Consider the following 14,080-nt stretch of genomic DNA (forward strand, 5'->3'; position numbering starts at 1 on the left):
CCGCGGTCGCGCTGGCGGTCGCGGCGAGCCTGCCCCGCGCGGCCGGCGGCGCCGGGTACCTGCTGGCGGGCGCGCTCGCGGGGATGCTGCCGCCGCTGTTCACCGGGCACGCCGCGAACGCCTCCAACCACGCACTCGCCGTCTACAGCCTCGCCGCCCACGTGCTGGGCGTCGCGCTGTGGGTCGGCGGGCTCGTCGCCCTGGTCACCGTCGCGCCGGACGTCCGCGACGGGCTCCCCCAGGACGCCGGGCACTCCCCCCGGGACACCGGGCGACAGAACGAAGCGCGGCAGGACGCCGAGCCGCGCTGCCTCGTGCGGGTCGTGGAACGGTACAGCTCCCTCGCGCTCGTCGCGTTCGCGGTCGTCGGGGTCAGCGGCGCGGTGAACGCCTGGGTGCGGCTCGGCGGCGTCCACCTCGGGTCCCGGTACGGGATGCTCGTCGTGGCGAAGGGCGCGGCGCTCACCGCGCTCGGCGTGCTGGGGTGGCGGCATCGCCGCGCCACAATCCCGGCGCTGCGGGACGGGACGGGCCGGCGCCCGTTCCTCCGCCTCGGCGCGGTCGAGATCCTCGTGATGACGGCGACGATGGCGCTCGCGACCGGGCTGTCCCGCACACCGCCGCCGGAGAACGCCCCCGGCACCCTCGACATCACCGCGCTGCGGCTCGGGTTCCCGCTGCCCGGCCCGGCCGGGATCGGCCCGTACCTGGCGAGCTGGTGGATCGACCCGCTGTTCCTCGTGCTGGTCACCGCCGGCGCCGCCGGGTACGGCGCCGGTGTCGCACGCGTCCGGGACTGGCCCCTCCGGCGGACCGCGGCCTGGACGGGCGGCCTGCTGGTCCTGCTGCTCGCCACCGGGAGCGGGATCTCCCGCTACAGCATGGTGCTGTTCAGCGCCCACGCCGTCCAGCACGTCCTCGTCGGGCTCATCGCGCCACTGCTGCTGCTCTACGGGGCCCCGGTACGGCTGGCGCTGACAGCGATGCGCGGCGAGGGCCGAGCGCTGGTCGCCGCTGCCGCCGGCAGCCGGGCCGTGCGGGCGCTGACCAACCCGATCGTCGCGTCCGCGCTGCTGCTGCTCAGCCTCTACGCGTGGTACGTGTCGCCGCTGTTCCCGCCGTCGCTCGGCAACCACGCCCTGCACTCGCTGGCGATGGTCGACTTCCTCGTCATCGGGCTCGCCTACTTCCACGGGACGGCCCGGCCGTCCGGGCCGGCGAACACCGGCCCCGCCGGGGGAACGGGCCGCGGGACCGTCCCCTTCGCGGTGCTTCCGCTGCACGTGGCCGCCGGGGTCGCGCTCATGCGGGACGGGACCGTCCTCGGCGGCTGGTACGAGACCCTCGGCCGCCGCTGGGGCGCGTCGCCGCTGGACGACCAGCACCTCGGCGCGCTCCTGCTGTGGACGGCCGCGGCGGTGGTCACGACCGCGCACGCGGCCTGCGGCTACTGGCGGAGCCGCCGGTCGACGACGCGGCTGAGCGCCTCCACGACCGCCGGGTCGTACTCGGCGGCCGAGTCGAGCCGCAGCCGCTCCAGCACGGCGGCGCCCCGGTCGCGGTCGGCGGAGTCGCCGACGAGGTCGTCGTAGGCGTTCGCGACCTTGATGATGCGGCCCGCGAGCGGCGGCGGGAGCGGCCGGTCCGCCGCGTCGCCGGCGGGCTCGTGGCCCGTCCGGTACGGGTGCGAGGACAGCTGCACGATGTAGGCGACCCGGTCCAGCACACCGGTCTGCTTGATCACCTCGGCGCCCAGCTCGGCGATGCGGCGCTGCTCCACCGGGGACGCCAGCACGGTCGCGCCGCCCGGGATCGGGTCGCCGAGCGACAACTGCCCGATGTCGTGCATCAGCGCCGCGTACTCCAGTTCGAGCAGCTCCTCCTCGGACATGCCGAGCTCGCGGCCCATCGCGACCGCGAGCCGCGCGACCCGCCGCGAGTGGCCCGCCTCCACGTAGCCGCCGACCTCGGTGACCCGCGACAGCGCCCGGACGGTCTCCAGGTAGGTGGCGCGGATCCCCGCGTACCGGCGGAACGCGAACTGCGTCACCAGGATCGGCACCGTGAAGATCAGCAGCGCGGCCTCGCCCATCGCGGTCGTCGCGACCGCGATCAGCATGGCGGTCGCGCTGGTCGCGGCGCACAGCGCCATCTTCGCGTCGATCTCGTCGCGCAGCGCGATGCCGAACCGGGCCCGGACCGCCTCCGCCCGGATCATCGCGGCGATCAGCACGTCGGTGAAGCAGGACGCGATCACCACGACGCCCATCACGGCCAGCAGCAGGTACCAGGCGAGGTCGAGGCCGAGCACCGGCCGGAAGCACAGCGCGATCACCGCGACGTTGAACAGCCGGCGCGCCATCGCGTCCGGCCGCGGCGTCCGGCCGACCGCGATGTGCGGCAGCGAGCCGACCAGCATGCCGACCGCGGTGACCGCGACGACCTGCAGCGCGGAGTGCTCGGCCGGGACGACGCCGAGCGCCGCGTCCGGCGCGGCGCCCTCGGGACCGACGCCGACCAGCAGCGCGTACCCCATCGCGCCCGCGCTGGCGATCGGCGCGACCTCCCGGTTGCCCGGCATCACCATGCGGAACAGCTCGCCGAGCGCGATCAGCACGCCGAAGATGAGCGCGACGTTCGGCTGGTACAGGCCGACGGCCGCGACCTGCGTGATCGCGACGACGACGAACAGCCCGGCGGTCGCGATCAGCAGCAGCTGGCCGGAGTCGATGGTCTGCCACGCGGCCCGCTCGCGGGCGGGGATACGGCCGGTCGTCACTGGTGCCGCACCTCGTCGCCGCCGGTGACCCGCAGCGGCGCGCTCGGGTCGTCGTGGTCCTGCTGGGTGGTCTCGGCGACGGCGTCGTCGGGCAGGACGACGGGCCGCGGCGGCTCCCAGCCCTCCCGCTCGACCGCGCGCAGGAACGCCTCGACCATCATCGGGTCGAAGTGGTCGCCCATCCCGCGGCGCAGCTCCTCGACGGCCTCGTCCTTGGTGCGGGCCGCCCGGTAGGAGCGGTTGGAGGTCATCGAGTCGAACGCGTCCGCGACGGAGATGACCCGGGCGAACTCGGGGATCTCGTCCCCGGCGAGGCCCATCGGGTAGCCGCGGCCGTTCATCTTCTCGTGGTGGTGCATGATCCCGGCGAGCGCCTCGTCCAGGAAGCCGATCTCCCGGACGATCTCCAGCCCGCGCATCGGGTGCAGCTGGATCGCCGCGAACTCCTCCTCGGTGAGCGAGCCCGCCTTCTGCAGCACCTTGGTGGGGACGCCGAGCTTGCCGACGTCGTGCAGCATCCCGGCGTAGCGGATCGCCTCCACCCGGTCGGCGCGCATCCCGATCTCCTGCGCGATCATCACCGAGCCCCGGGAGACGCGCTCGGAGTGGCCGCGGGTGTAGAAGTCCTTGGTCTCGACCGCCTGGCACAGCGCGGCGAGGGTGGCGGCGTGCGCCTGCTGCTGCGCGTACGCCTGGTCCATCGCCCAGCGGGCGATGAACAGCGGGAGCAGGACGAGGACGGCGGCGAACGGCCCGACCCGCGGCCACAGCCCGGCGATCAGCAGGCCGACCATGCCGTAGCCGAGGCAGCCGACGGCGACCTGGCCGCTCTCGTGCAGCAGCTCGCGCGGCGCGGCCTGCCGGCTGAGCAGCAGCACCCCGGCCATCAGCGTCAGGTTGACCAGGACGAAGGTGACCAGCGCGCCGAGGAACGGGCCGATGACGTGCTCCACCCAGCGGGCCTGCTCGGGGTGGAAGCGGGCGCCGCCGAGCAGGTCGAAGACCGTCCCGGCGAAGAACCCGCTGAGCGCGAACTGCGCGCCGTTGAAGACGCGCTTGACCGGGGCGAAGAACCGCTGCCCGGTGACGACGGCGACGAGGCCGAGCAGCGCGGCGCCGACCGGGCCGAGCAGCACCACCGAGGCGAGGCTGGCGGCGAAGCTCAGCGACACCCGGGCGCGGGTGATGTTCAGCCGCGCCGGCGCCGAGTCGCAGATCAGGAACAGCAGGGCCAGGACGGCCAGCTTGCTCCAGTCCAGCTCCGCGAAGGACGACGTCGCGATGAGGCCGGCCGCGAGGGCCACCACACCGCAGACGTACGCCCAGGCAGCGAGAGGTAGTCCACGCATTGCCGCCCCTCGGGGAGTGACGAGATGGCGGGCCGCCGCCGGGGTGCCGGGTGCCTGCCGGCACCTAGACCCAGGACACGCCCTTGGTCAGCATCAGCGACGACGCCGCGGCGCTCGGGCGCCCGCCGTGTCCTGCCGGCGGCACACGCTTGAACATGGCTCCTTGCCTCCCCCCGCCGAACCGGGTCGTCCCGGCCTCGCGGGCCGGCCTCCATCCGGGGGCCGGGCGCGGGCCCGGCTTCCCGGGCGAGCACATACCCCGAATTGCATCGGTGCGCACGTGCTCCCGTCGCTGATTTCGGCACAAGCCTAACGCGAACTGCCCAGGTCACACACACGTGAAGGAAAAACTGAGCAAAGCGTGAACTGATCGTCACCATAGGTGATCAATTGCCCCGGTGAATGCACTCAACGTAAGCGCACAATCTGGGTGCACACCAGAATGCACGTGCATCGGCGAATGCACGGAGATCGCACCTCGCGGATGAGAAAAACTCACCTCTTGGAAATGGCCACAATACGACAACCCCGTGATTTGGGGTATGCAGCCGAATTCAGCCGTACCGCCGGGCGGCGTCAGCGCGGCGCCGGGTGCCGCTCGCGCGCCCACGCGACGGTCGCGGCGAGCCCCTCCGCGAGGCCGACCGCCGGCTCCCAGCCGAGCACCTCGCCCGTCGCCCGCGGGTCGACGGCCATCGCGGGCAGGTCGCCCAGCCGCGGCGGCGCGAACTCCGGGTCGTCGGGCGCGCCCGCCGCCCCGGCGACGAGCGTGTGCAGGTCCCGGTCGGTCGTCTGCACCCCGGTGCCCACGTTGAGGCGGCGGCCGCCGCCCGCCTCCCCCGCCGCGCGGGCGAACGCGTCCACCACGTCCAGGACGTAGACGTAGTCGCGGGTCTGCGTGCCGTCGCCGTAGACCTTCGTCGGCCGGCCGGACAGCAGCGCGTCGGTGAAGATGGACACGACGCCGGCCTCGCCCTCGGGCGTCTGCCGCGGCCCGTAGACGTTCGCCAGCGTCAGCGTCGTGAAGTCGATGCCGTGCAGCCGCCGGTACATCCCGGCGTAGACCTCGCCGGAGACCTTCGAGGCCGCGTACGGCGACGCGGGCCGCAACTCGGCGTCCGCCGGGACGGGCAGCGCGTCCGGCACCCCGTACACCGCGCAGCTGGAGGTGACCACCACCTTGCGCCCGCCGGCCGCGCGCGCCGCCTCCAGCACGTTCGCGGTGCCGAGCACGTTGGCCCGGGCGTCGCCCAGCGGGTCGGACACGCTGACGCGGACGCTGACCTGCGCGGCCAGGTGGCAGACCACCTCGGGGCGGCGCCGCGCGGCCCGCTCGACCAGTGCCGGGTCCGCGACGTCCATCTCCCACAGCTCCACGCCGGGGCGGACGTTGCGGCCGGACGACAGGTCGTCCACGCCGATGACCTCGTGGCCGTCCGCGACGAGGCGGTCGACCAGATGGGACCCGATGAACCCGGCCGCGCCGGTGACGAGTGCGAGCACCCGCAGCACGATACCGAAGCCGCCCCGCGGCGGCGCCCGGCCGGCGTTCCGGCCGGGCACTCCGCTCGGGCGACCCGGGTCGGGCGGACCCGCTCAGGCGGTCTCGGTCAGGCCGACTCGGTCTTCTCGGCGGTGCCGGACGCCTTGATCTCGCCGCAGATCTCCTCGATCCGGCCGAGCACCTTGGCGCGCAGGTCGGTGGGCGCCTGCTCGCATCCGCAGGACTTGTTCACGATCTTCTTGACGGCCTCTTCGAGCCCGTACTCGCGCAGGCACGGCCCGCACTCGTCCAGGTGCTGCCGGACCTCGCCGCAGCCGCCCTGGTCGAGCTCACCGTCGAGATAGGTGTAGACCCGCGCCAGTACCTCGTCGCAGGGCGTCTCGTGGTGGTTGCCGCAGCTCATGATGACCCCCTGCCGGCACGGGTGAGCCCGCGCCCCTCAGCGTAGTCCTCCAGCATCCCGCGGAGCTGGCGCCGGCCGCGGTGCAGGCGGGACATCACCGTGCCGATGGGCGTGCCCATGATCTCGGCGATCTCCTTGTAGGCGAAGCCCTCGACGTCGGCGAGGTAGACCGCGATGCGGAACTCCTCCGGCAGGTCCTGCAGCGCCCGCTTCACGTCCGAGTCGGGCAGGTGCTCCAGCGCCTCGGCCTCGGCGGACTTCAGCCCGCTGGAGGTGTGCGACTCGGCGCGGTGGATCTGCCAGTCCTCGATGTCCTCGGTGGCGGCCTGCTGCGGCTGGCGCTGCTTCTTGCGGTAGGAGTTGATGAACGTGTTGGTCAGGATGCGGTAGAGCCAGGCCTTGAGGTTCGTCCCCTCCTTGAACTGGTGGAAGGACGCGAACGCCTTGGCGAACGTCTCCTGGACGAGGTCCTCGGCGTCGGCCGGGTTGCGCGTCATGCGCAGCGCGGCCGAGTACAGCTGGTCCAAGAACGGGAGCACGTCGCGCTGGAACCGCTCCTGGCGCTGCTCCACGGTCTCCGTGGTGCCCGGTACCTGACCCACCCCCTCGGCTGTGGCGCCCTTGGCCCGGACTGGGCCGGCGGCGTCGTATCCCACAGACGATATCGGTCCGCGCGGCCGCCCGACGCGGACGGGTGCCCGCGCGTCGCCGCCGGGCGCCGCCGTACCGGCTCTCCGCTGCTGATCGGCGACGGCTGTGGTCATCGGCTAGCACCTCCGTGTTGCTCCCTGTGAGACGGTGCAACACCCGAACGGCCCCGCCGATTCCCCGGGCCGGCGGCCGGGGCGGCCGGCGACCGGTTCACCCAGGGTGATGACCGGCCCCGGATGGGGAAAGAAGTGACGTATACGGCGAGAACAGGAGCAATTGGTGCACTCCGTGCATTCGGCGCGACCTTCCGAGCCCACCATCGCCAGCCTGCGCGACAGCTCCGGGGCCGCGGCCGGGGACTCCCTGGCCCGCTACTGGACGTTCTACCGGGCGGTGGCGGACGCCCAGCTGACCAGGTGGCTGCCGCGCAGACCGTCCCGTGTACTGGACATCTCGGGCGGCCACGGGCGCACCGCCGACCATGCCGCGGGCGCCGGCCACGCGGTCCTGGAGGTGCGCGACCCCGAACGCCCCGGCCGGCCCGCGCCCCGCGCCGAACCGAGGCGCCCCGCGCGGGGCACGACCCCGCTGGTCGGCGACTCCGGCACGCTGTCCTACCTCGTCGACGCCTCGGTGGACGCGGTGATCGCCGAGAACCGGGTGCTGTCCCGGCACCTCGCCACCGAGGCCACCATCGCCGAGATCGCCCGCGTGCTGCGCCCCGGCGGCCGCGTCCTGCTCTGCGTCGACTCCCTGACGCTCGGCCTGGCGCTGCTCGCCGAGCGGAACTACTGGGCGCACCTGTCGGACGTCCCGAGCGCCGAGGTCGTCCTCGTCCCCTGGCCGGACGGGACGATCACGCGCTCGTTCTCGTCCCACCAGCTCCGCGAGCTGCTCGCCGACGCGGGCCTCGACGTCGAATGGATCAGGCCCCGCACCGCGCTGTCGCCCTCGACGGTCGAGCACGTGCTGACCGAGTCGCCGGGCGCGCTCCCCCGGCTGATCCGCACGGAGCTGGGCGCCGGGCGGCCGGACGAGTCCCTCGGCGTCCACCTCCTCGCCAGCGCCCGCAGGACCCCCGGGCCCGACTCGGCCGGCTAGCGGCGGCGGTCGTGCCCGGCCTGGCAGGTGATGCAGCGGGCGGCGTCCGGGCGTGCCTCCAGGCGGCCCGCCGGGACCGCCTCGCCGCAGTCGACGCACCGGCCGTAGGTGCCGGCGCCGATCCGGTCCAGCGCGGCGGCCACCCCGCCGCGGTGGCGTTCGAGGGACTCCAGCGCCGCCGCCACGCGGTCGTGGGCGGTGAGGCCGGCCCCGGCGTCGGCGGCGGAATTGTCCCGCTCGGGGGTCTCGCCGCGGAGAATGGCGATGGACCGGTCAAGATCGGCGAGCATGCCCGCGAGGCGGGAACGGGCGGCGGTGGTGTCCACGATCGTGCGCACTCCCATCCCCCGAGGCCGCTGCGGTCGGAACAGGGCGGTCGGAACAGGGCGGCGGTCAGAACAAACTGTCGGACCGATTACCCGGACTATCCCCAGAATTCGCCGGTTCTATGAGTTCCGGCCCGTTGTTTCGCACGCTGTTGACGGCCTTTGACACCGGGTAGGCCTCCATTGTCCCGGCCATGGCGGGCACGAGGAGGCCGCGGACCCGCTCGGTGTCGGTCAGCTCCGGATCGAGCCAGGCGTCCCAGCGGTCCCGCTCGACGACCATCGGCATGCGGTCGTGGATGCGGCCGAGGTCGTCCGGCGCGTCGGTGGTGATGACGGTGCACGTCCAGATCCACTCGTCCTCGGGCGACTTCCACAGTTCGTAGAGCCCGGCCATCGCCATGCCCCCGCCGTCGCCGGGGTGGATGAAGTAGGGCTGCTTCTGCGGCTTCTTCTTGGCCTTCTTCTCGCCGTCCGCCGGGTCCGGCGAGGGGCCCTGGTCCTGGAGGGTGTACCACTCGAAGTAGCCGTCGGCGGGCAGCAGGCAGCGCCGCCGCGCGAACGCCCGGCGGTAGGACGGCTTCTCGTGCACGGTCTCGAACCGCGCGTTGATCATGCGGGAGCCGATGGACAGGTCCTTCGCCCAGGACGGGACGAGCCCCCAGCGCACCGTCCGCAGCTGCCGGACCGCGGGCTCCTCTTCGGGAGCGTCCTTCGGGCGCCGGTTCAGGACGACCGGGACCTGCTTCGTGGGGGCGACGTTGTAGTCGGGCTGGATGTCCCCGTCGACGGCGTCGAGCTGGACCTGGAACTCGTCCAGCAGCTCCTGACGCGCGCGGGTGGTGGCATAGCGTCCGCACATGGGTCCCATGACACCACGCGCCGGGGACAGCGGAACGGGCGCGCGCTTGAGGTGCGGCGCGCTGGGCATGTAGCGGGCTATGCGACCCTTCACGACCCTGGCCCGCCCGCTCGTGGCGGCGCCCTACATCATGACCGGCCTGGACGCGATCCGCGATCCGCGCGAGCGCGCCGAGCAGGTCGGCCCGGCCGTCAAGCCGGTCGCCGACCGGCTCGACTGGATGCCGAAGGACCCCGAGACCCTCGTCCGCATCGAGGGCGCGCTCAGCCTCGGCACGGGCGCGCTGCTGCTGACCGGCAGGTTCCGCCGGCTGACGACGCTGGTGCTCGCCGCGCAGCTGATCCCGGCGCTGGCGACCGAGCACCGCTACTGGACCGAGGACGACCCCGAGCGCCGCGCGAACGAGCGCTCCCACCTGCTGAAGAACGCGGCGCTGTTCGGCGCGCTGCTGATGTCGGCGACCGAGCCGCGCCGCCCGCCGCGCACGGCGGAGCTGCGGCGCGCGATGCGCGAGTCGCAGATCAGGACCGGCGCGGAGGCCAAGGCCATGCGCAAGGAGGCCGCCGCGACGCTGCGGAGCGCCCGCCGGGAGGCCGCACACCAGGTGCGGACGGCCCGCGCGGAGAGCGGCCGCAAGGCCGCCGCGCAGTCCGCGAAGGCGGCGCGCCGGATGCCGGCCGCGAAGCCGGGCCGCATGTTCGGGGCCGGCAAGACCGGCGGGACGGGCCTGTTCAAGACCGGCAAGGCGGGCGGCAAGGCGGGCAAGGGCGGCATGGCCAAGGCCGGCCGGGCGGGCGGCGCGCTGACGAAGATCGGCGCCGCGGGCTCGTTCAAGGCGGGCAGGGCGACCGGCGCGCTGAAGGGCATGGGCACCCGGGGCCGGTCCAGGGGCGGCTTCCTCTCCCGCGGCGGCAATCCGGACATCCGGGAGATGGCGGCGTTCCGCGCCGGGCAGGCGGCGAAGGCCGGCAAGGCCGCGGGCAAGAGCATGAAGGCGGGCGGCGCGACGCAGGCGGCCAAGGCCGTGAAGGCCGGCCGGACCGTGCGGACGGGCACCGCCGTCCAGGCGGGGAAGGTCATGGAGGCGGTCAAGCGCTGACGTCCCGAGCCGACTTCCCGAAGGGAACCTTAAAAGACCCTCAAGCCCGTTGAACCCTGGGGCAGGGCGGCCCGTACTGCCAGGTGACCAGTTGCAATCACCGTCCCCCACAGCCCCCACCCACCGCCAATCAATCGACGAGCTTCGCTCGGCGACCGTCCTCCAGCCCCCACCCACCGCCATTCAATCGACGAGCTTCGCTCGGCGATGGCCCTTCAACGGAGCGCCCCGGCCATGGCCCTTCCCGGATCGACTCCCGGATCGACCGGACGCCAGCCCGGCGGGCTGCGGAGCCTGCTCCGCCGCCCCGGCACGGCAGGTCCGCCATCGGCCGCGAGCCCGCCGCGCGACGACGACGAGATCGTCGCCGCGCTGTACCGCGAGTACCATCGGCCCCTCCTCGCGTTCGTCCTCCGGCTGACCGGCGGTGACCGCCAGTGGGCCGAGGACGTGGTGCAGGAGACCATGATCAGGGCGTGGCGCAGCGCCGACCGGCTCGATGACCGGACGTCGTCGCTGATGCCGTGGCTGGCCACGGTCTCCCGGCGTATCGTGATCGACCACCGGCGGCAGCGCGAGGTCAGGCCGCCGGAGGTCGGCGACGGCCCCCTGGAGAACCTCCCGATGGCGGACGAGATGGACGGCCTGCTGCGCAAGGTCGTCGTGGCGGAGGCGCTGGAGTCGCTCTCCCCCGCGCACCGGCAGGCGCTCACGGAGACGGTGCTGCGCGACCGTACGGTCAACCAGGCCGCCGAGTACCTCGGCATCCCGGTGGGGACGGTCAAGTCCCGCGTCTACTACGCGCTGCGCGCCCTGCGCGTCGCCTTGGCGGAAAGGGGGGTGACCTCATGAGTTCCCAGATCGAGCACACCGACGTCGGCGCCTACGCCCTGGGCCTTCTGGAAGCCGGCGACCGGCGGGCGTTCGAGGCGCACCTGCACGGGTGCGGCCGCTGCCGGGCCGAGCTCGGGGAGCTGTCCGGGACGGCCGGGGCCCTCGCCGAGCTGGCGTCCGGGGCGGCGGAGCCGGGCCCGGAGGCGGCCGCGGAGGGGGACGAGCCCTCCGCACCGCCCGCGCCCGTGCTCGACATGGTGCGCCGCAGGCGGCGGGCGGACCGCCGGTTCCGCCGCACCGCCTACGCGGCCGGCACGGCCGCCGCGGCGGTGGCGCTGGGCGCGGGCGTCGCGGTCGGGGCGGCGCTGGGCGGCGACGGCGGCGAGGAGCGCAGGCCGCCGCCCGTGGCGCAGCCCGTCACCGGTCAGCAGTTCCGGGCGGTGGACGCGAGCACGGGCGCGTCCGGGACGGTCGGGCTCGTCGACAAGGGCTGGGGCACGCAGGTCAGCCTGGAACTGCGCGGTATCAAGGGGCCGCTGCGCTGCCACCTGGAGGCCGTGTCCCGGAGCGGGGAGCGCAGCGTGGTCGCGGGCTGGCGCGTCCCCGACCAGGGCTACGGCGTGCCCGGCCAGCCCAAGCCGCTGGTCATGCAGGGCGGGACGGGCCTCGACCGGCAGGACATCGACCACTTCGCCGTCCGGCTCGACGACGGCGGGACGCTGCTGACGATCCCCCTCTGATCCTCCTCTGATTCCCCTCTGACTCCCGCCGGGTCCCCGCTGTGATCCGCCCGGCCGGATAGCCTTGGGCCATGCCCTCTCCGCATTGGTCCGCCCCGGTCGCGCACGCCCCGGTGGACGCCGTCGTGCCGCTGCCCGGTTCGAAGTCGATGACGAACCGGGCGCTGATCCTGGCGGCGCTCGCCGACGCGCCGTCGTGCATCACCCGGCCGCTGCACAGCCGGGACACCGAGCTGATGGCCGACGCCCTCCGCGCGCTCGGCGCCGGAATCGGCGACGACTTCGACGACTGGCAGGTGCTGCCCGGCGAGCTGCGGGGCCCGGCGCGGGCGGACGTGGGCCTCGCCGGGACGGTGATGCGCTTCCTGCCGCCCGTCGCTGCGCTGGCGTCCGGCGAGGTCGTCGTCGACGGCGACCCGCGCGCCCGCGAGCGGCCGATGGGCCCGGTCATCTCCGCGCTCCGCGCGCTGGGCACCGTGATCGACGACGGCGGACGGGACGCGCTCCCGTTCACCGTGCGCGGGACCGGTGCGGTGAGCGGCGGGCGGGTCACCATCGACGCGTCCGGGTCGTCCCAGTTCGTCTCCGGGCTGCTGCTGGCCGCGCCGCGCTTCGCGAAGGGCGTGGAGATCCGGCACGAGGGCCCGCCGGTGCCGTCGGCGCCGCATCTGGCGATGACCGTCCACATGCTGCGCGAGGCGGGCGTGCGGGTCGAGGCGCAGGAGAACCTGTGGCGGGTCGCGCCCGGACCGATCCGGGGCGCCGAGTGGGTGATCGAGCCCGACCTGTCGAACGCGGCGCAGTTCCTCGGCGCCGCGCTCGTCACCGGCGGGCGGGTGACGGTGCCGGACTGGCCCGCCGAGACGGTGCAGCCCGGGGACGCGCTGCGCGGCCTGCTCACCGCGATGGGCGCCGAGGTCTCCCACGGGCCCGGCGGCCTGACCGTGCGCGGCCCGGGCGGGTTCGCGGGCCTGACCGCCGACCTGCACGACGTCGGCGAGCTGACCCCGGTGCTCGCGGCGCTGTGCGCGCTCGCCGACTCCCCGTCCAGGCTGACGGGCATCGCGCACCTGCGCGGCCACGAGACCGACCGGCTCGCTGCGCTGGTCGCCGAGATCAACGGGCTGGGCGGCGACGCCGCCGAGCTGCCGGACGGGCTGGAGATCCGCCCGCGCCCGCTGCGCGGCGGCGTCTTCCACACCTACGACGACCACCGGATGGTGATGGCGGCGGCGGTGCTCGGGCTGGCCGTTCCCGGCATCGAAGTGGAGAATCCCGGCACCGTGGGCAAGACTCTTCCGGACTTCACTCGGCAGTGGGCGTCGATGCTGGCGCCCGCCTGACGGCAGGGACGGACCACTGGCTCGACGAACGCAGGACTACGACGAGGACGACGTCCGGGTCCGGCCCGGACGCCGCGGGTCGCGGCCGCGCACCCGCCGCCGTCCCGCGCACGAGGACGCCTCCGGCGGGTTCGTGATCGCGGTGGACCGCGGCCGGTACCGCTGCCTGGTCGCCGCCGGCACCGGCGACGAGCGCGGCGTGACCGCGATGCGCGCCCGCGAGCTCGGCCGCAAGGGCGTCGTCGTGGGCGACCGGGTGGCGCTGGTCGGGGACGTGTCCGGCGCCCCGGACACGCTCGCCCGGATCGTCCGGGTGGAGCCGCGCACCTCGTCGCTGCGCCGCACCGCCGACGACACCGACCCCTTCGAGCGGATCATCGTCGCGAACGCCGACCAGCTCGCCATCGTGACCGCGCTGGCCGACCCCGAGCCGCGCCCCCGGATGATCGACCGGCAGCTCGTCGCCGCCTACGACGCCGGGATGGACCCGCTGCTCTGCCTCACCAAGGCCGACCTCGGCGACGCGGGCGCCCTGGTCGCCGAGTACGCGCCCCTCGGCGTCCCCTACGTCGTGACCCGGCGCGGCGGCGGCCTGGACGAGCTGCGCGGGCACCTGGCCGGCCGCACCAGCGTCCTCGTCGGCCACTCGGGCGTCGGCAAGTCGACGCTGGTGAACGCCCTCGTCCCGGACGCCGAGCGCGCCGTCAGCCACGTCAACGCGGTCACCGGCCGCGGGCGGCACACCTCCTCGTCCGCGATCGCGCTGGAACTGCCCGGCGGCGGCGGATGGATCATCGACACCCCGGGCGTGCGCAGCTTCGGCCTGGCGCACGTCGACCCGCGCAACGTGATCAACGCGTTCGAGGACCTCGCCGAGGGCGCCGCGGAGCGCTGCCCGCCGCACTGCGACCACTTCCAGGACGACTGCGGGCTGGACGCGTGGGTCGCCGAGGGCCACGCCTCGCGGGCCCGTCTCGACTCGCTCCGCCGCCTCCTGTCCTCCCGCGAGGGCGACTCCCCCGCCCGCGAGGGCGACTCCTCCCGCGAGGCGGAAGCCGAATAGCGGGCGGCGCCCGCCGGGGCGCGTCG

13 protein-coding genes and 1 pseudogene are annotated in these 14,080 nt (G+C 74.4%); 7 read left to right on the plus strand and 7 right to left on the minus strand.

Annotated features, from left to right (window positions below; all coding sequences use genetic code 11):
* Positions 1–83: 83 nt before the first annotated feature.
* Positions 84–1,400: pseudogene (locus ABZ806_RS05345) on the plus strand (bifunctional copper resistance protein CopD/cytochrome c oxidase assembly protein); the annotation flags it as partial.
* 47 nt (positions 1,401–1,447) lie between these two features.
* On the opposite strand, the gene ABZ806_RS05350 reads toward ABZ806_RS05345, so the two are convergent.
* From ABZ806_RS05350 to ABZ806_RS05370, 5 genes are all read right to left on the minus strand, one after another.
* A complete protein-coding gene (locus ABZ806_RS05350) occupies positions 1,448–2,779 on the minus strand; it encodes an HD-GYP domain-containing protein (RefSeq protein ID WP_500215566.1) in 1,332 nt (443 codons plus the stop codon).
* Positions 2,776–4,128, minus strand: coding sequence for an HD-GYP domain-containing protein (locus ABZ806_RS05355; RefSeq protein ID WP_500215568.1), 1,353 nt, complete (start codon positions 4,126–4,128; stop codon positions 2,776–2,778). The genes ABZ806_RS05350 and ABZ806_RS05355 overlap by 4 nt, the downstream gene beginning before the upstream one ends.
* Before the next feature lie 576 nt (positions 4,129–4,704).
* Positions 4,705–5,631: an NAD-dependent epimerase/dehydratase family protein gene (locus ABZ806_RS05360; RefSeq protein ID WP_500215570.1), complete on the minus strand. Its 927-nt coding sequence runs from the start codon at positions 5,629–5,631 to the stop codon at positions 4,705–4,707.
* Between the two features lie 107 nt (positions 5,632–5,738).
* Entirely contained in the window at positions 5,739–6,035 is a 297-nt protein-coding gene (rsrA, locus tag ABZ806_RS05365) for a mycothiol system anti-sigma-R factor (RefSeq protein WP_500215572.1), read from the minus strand.
* A complete protein-coding gene (locus ABZ806_RS05370) occupies positions 6,032–6,637 on the minus strand; it encodes a sigma-70 family RNA polymerase sigma factor (RefSeq protein ID WP_500215574.1) in 606 nt (201 codons plus the stop codon). Before ABZ806_RS05370 ends, rsrA begins: the two co-directional genes overlap by 4 nt.
* A 337-nt stretch (positions 6,638–6,974) precedes the next feature.
* Here ABZ806_RS05370 and ABZ806_RS05375 point away from each other — a divergent pair, with 337 nt between their 5' ends.
* Positions 6,975–7,787: a class I SAM-dependent methyltransferase gene (locus ABZ806_RS05375; RefSeq protein WP_500215730.1), complete on the plus strand. Its 813-nt coding sequence runs from the start codon at positions 6,975–6,977 to the stop codon at positions 7,785–7,787.
* Here ABZ806_RS05375 and ABZ806_RS05380 read toward each other — a convergent pair.
* Both ABZ806_RS05380 and ABZ806_RS05385 read right to left on the minus strand, forming a co-directional pair.
* Positions 7,784–8,131 carry a TraR/DksA family transcriptional regulator gene (locus tag ABZ806_RS05380; RefSeq protein ID WP_500215575.1) on the minus strand — a complete coding sequence of 116 codons (348 nt, stop codon included), beginning with the start codon at positions 8,129–8,131 and terminating at the stop codon, positions 7,784–7,786. The two genes, ABZ806_RS05375 and ABZ806_RS05380, sit on opposite strands and share 4 nt — an antisense overlap.
* Before the next feature lie 49 nt (positions 8,132–8,180).
* Positions 8,181–8,975 carry an SOS response-associated peptidase gene (locus tag ABZ806_RS05385; protein ID WP_500215577.1) on the minus strand — a complete coding sequence of 265 codons (795 nt, stop codon included), beginning with the start codon at positions 8,973–8,975 and terminating at the stop codon, positions 8,181–8,183.
* Between the two features lie 79 nt (positions 8,976–9,054).
* On the opposite strand from ABZ806_RS05385, the gene ABZ806_RS05390 reads away from it, so the two are divergent.
* From ABZ806_RS05390 to rsgA, 5 genes are all read left to right on the plus strand, one after another.
* Positions 9,055–10,074, plus strand: coding sequence for a DoxX family protein (locus ABZ806_RS05390; protein WP_500215579.1), 1,020 nt, complete (start codon positions 9,055–9,057; stop codon positions 10,072–10,074).
* A 234-nt stretch (positions 10,075–10,308) separates the two neighbouring features.
* The gene (locus ABZ806_RS05395) at positions 10,309–10,926 is read left to right on the plus strand and encodes a sigma-70 family RNA polymerase sigma factor (protein ID WP_500215581.1); all 618 of its coding nucleotides are present in this window, start codon (positions 10,309–10,311) and stop codon (positions 10,924–10,926) included.
* On the plus strand, positions 10,923–11,648 hold the full coding sequence (locus tag ABZ806_RS05400) for an anti-sigma factor family protein (RefSeq protein ID WP_500215583.1): 726 nt from the start codon (positions 10,923–10,925) through the stop codon (positions 11,646–11,648). The genes ABZ806_RS05395 and ABZ806_RS05400 overlap by 4 nt, the downstream gene beginning before the upstream one ends.
* A gap of 71 nt (positions 11,649–11,719) precedes the next feature.
* A complete protein-coding gene (aroA, locus tag ABZ806_RS05405) occupies positions 11,720–12,991 on the plus strand; it encodes a 3-phosphoshikimate 1-carboxyvinyltransferase (protein ID WP_500215585.1) in 1,272 nt (423 codons plus the stop codon).
* A gap of 16 nt (positions 12,992–13,007) precedes the next feature.
* Complete coding sequence (gene rsgA / locus ABZ806_RS05410) at positions 13,008–14,054, plus strand: ribosome small subunit-dependent GTPase A (RefSeq protein ID WP_500215731.1); 1,047 nt, start codon at positions 13,008–13,010, stop codon at positions 14,052–14,054.
* Positions 14,055–14,080: the final 26 nt, after the last annotated feature.

The organism is Spirillospora sp. NPDC047418 (genome assembly GCF_040643275.1).
In the GTDB taxonomy this organism is placed as follows: domain Bacteria; phylum Actinomycetota; class Actinomycetes; order Streptosporangiales; family Streptosporangiaceae; genus Spirillospora.

Coding starts and splice junctions, on each gene's coding strand:
- ABZ806_RS05355 (WP_500215568.1), bottom strand. CDS start 4,128: ATGCGTGGACTACCTCTCGCTGCCTGGGCGTACGTCTGCGGTGTGGTG.
- rsrA (WP_500215572.1), bottom strand. CDS start 6,035: ATGAGCTGCGGCAACCACCACGAGACGCCCTGCGACGAGGTACTGGCG.
- ABZ806_RS05380 (WP_500215575.1), bottom strand. CDS start 8,131: ATGGGAGTGCGCACGATCGTGGACACCACCGCCGCCCGTTCCCGCCTC.
- ABZ806_RS05385 (WP_500215577.1), bottom strand. CDS start 8,975: ATGTGCGGACGCTATGCCACCACCCGCGCGCGTCAGGAGCTGCTGGAC.
- ABZ806_RS05390 (WP_500215579.1), top strand. CDS start 9,055: ATGCGACCCTTCACGACCCTGGCCCGCCCGCTCGTGGCGGCGCCCTAC.
- ABZ806_RS05395 (WP_500215581.1), top strand. CDS start 10,309: ATGGCCCTTCCCGGATCGACTCCCGGATCGACCGGACGCCAGCCCGGC.
- ABZ806_RS05400 (WP_500215583.1), top strand. CDS start 10,923: ATGAGTTCCCAGATCGAGCACACCGACGTCGGCGCCTACGCCCTGGGC.
- aroA (WP_500215585.1), top strand. CDS start 11,720: ATGCCCTCTCCGCATTGGTCCGCCCCGGTCGCGCACGCCCCGGTGGAC.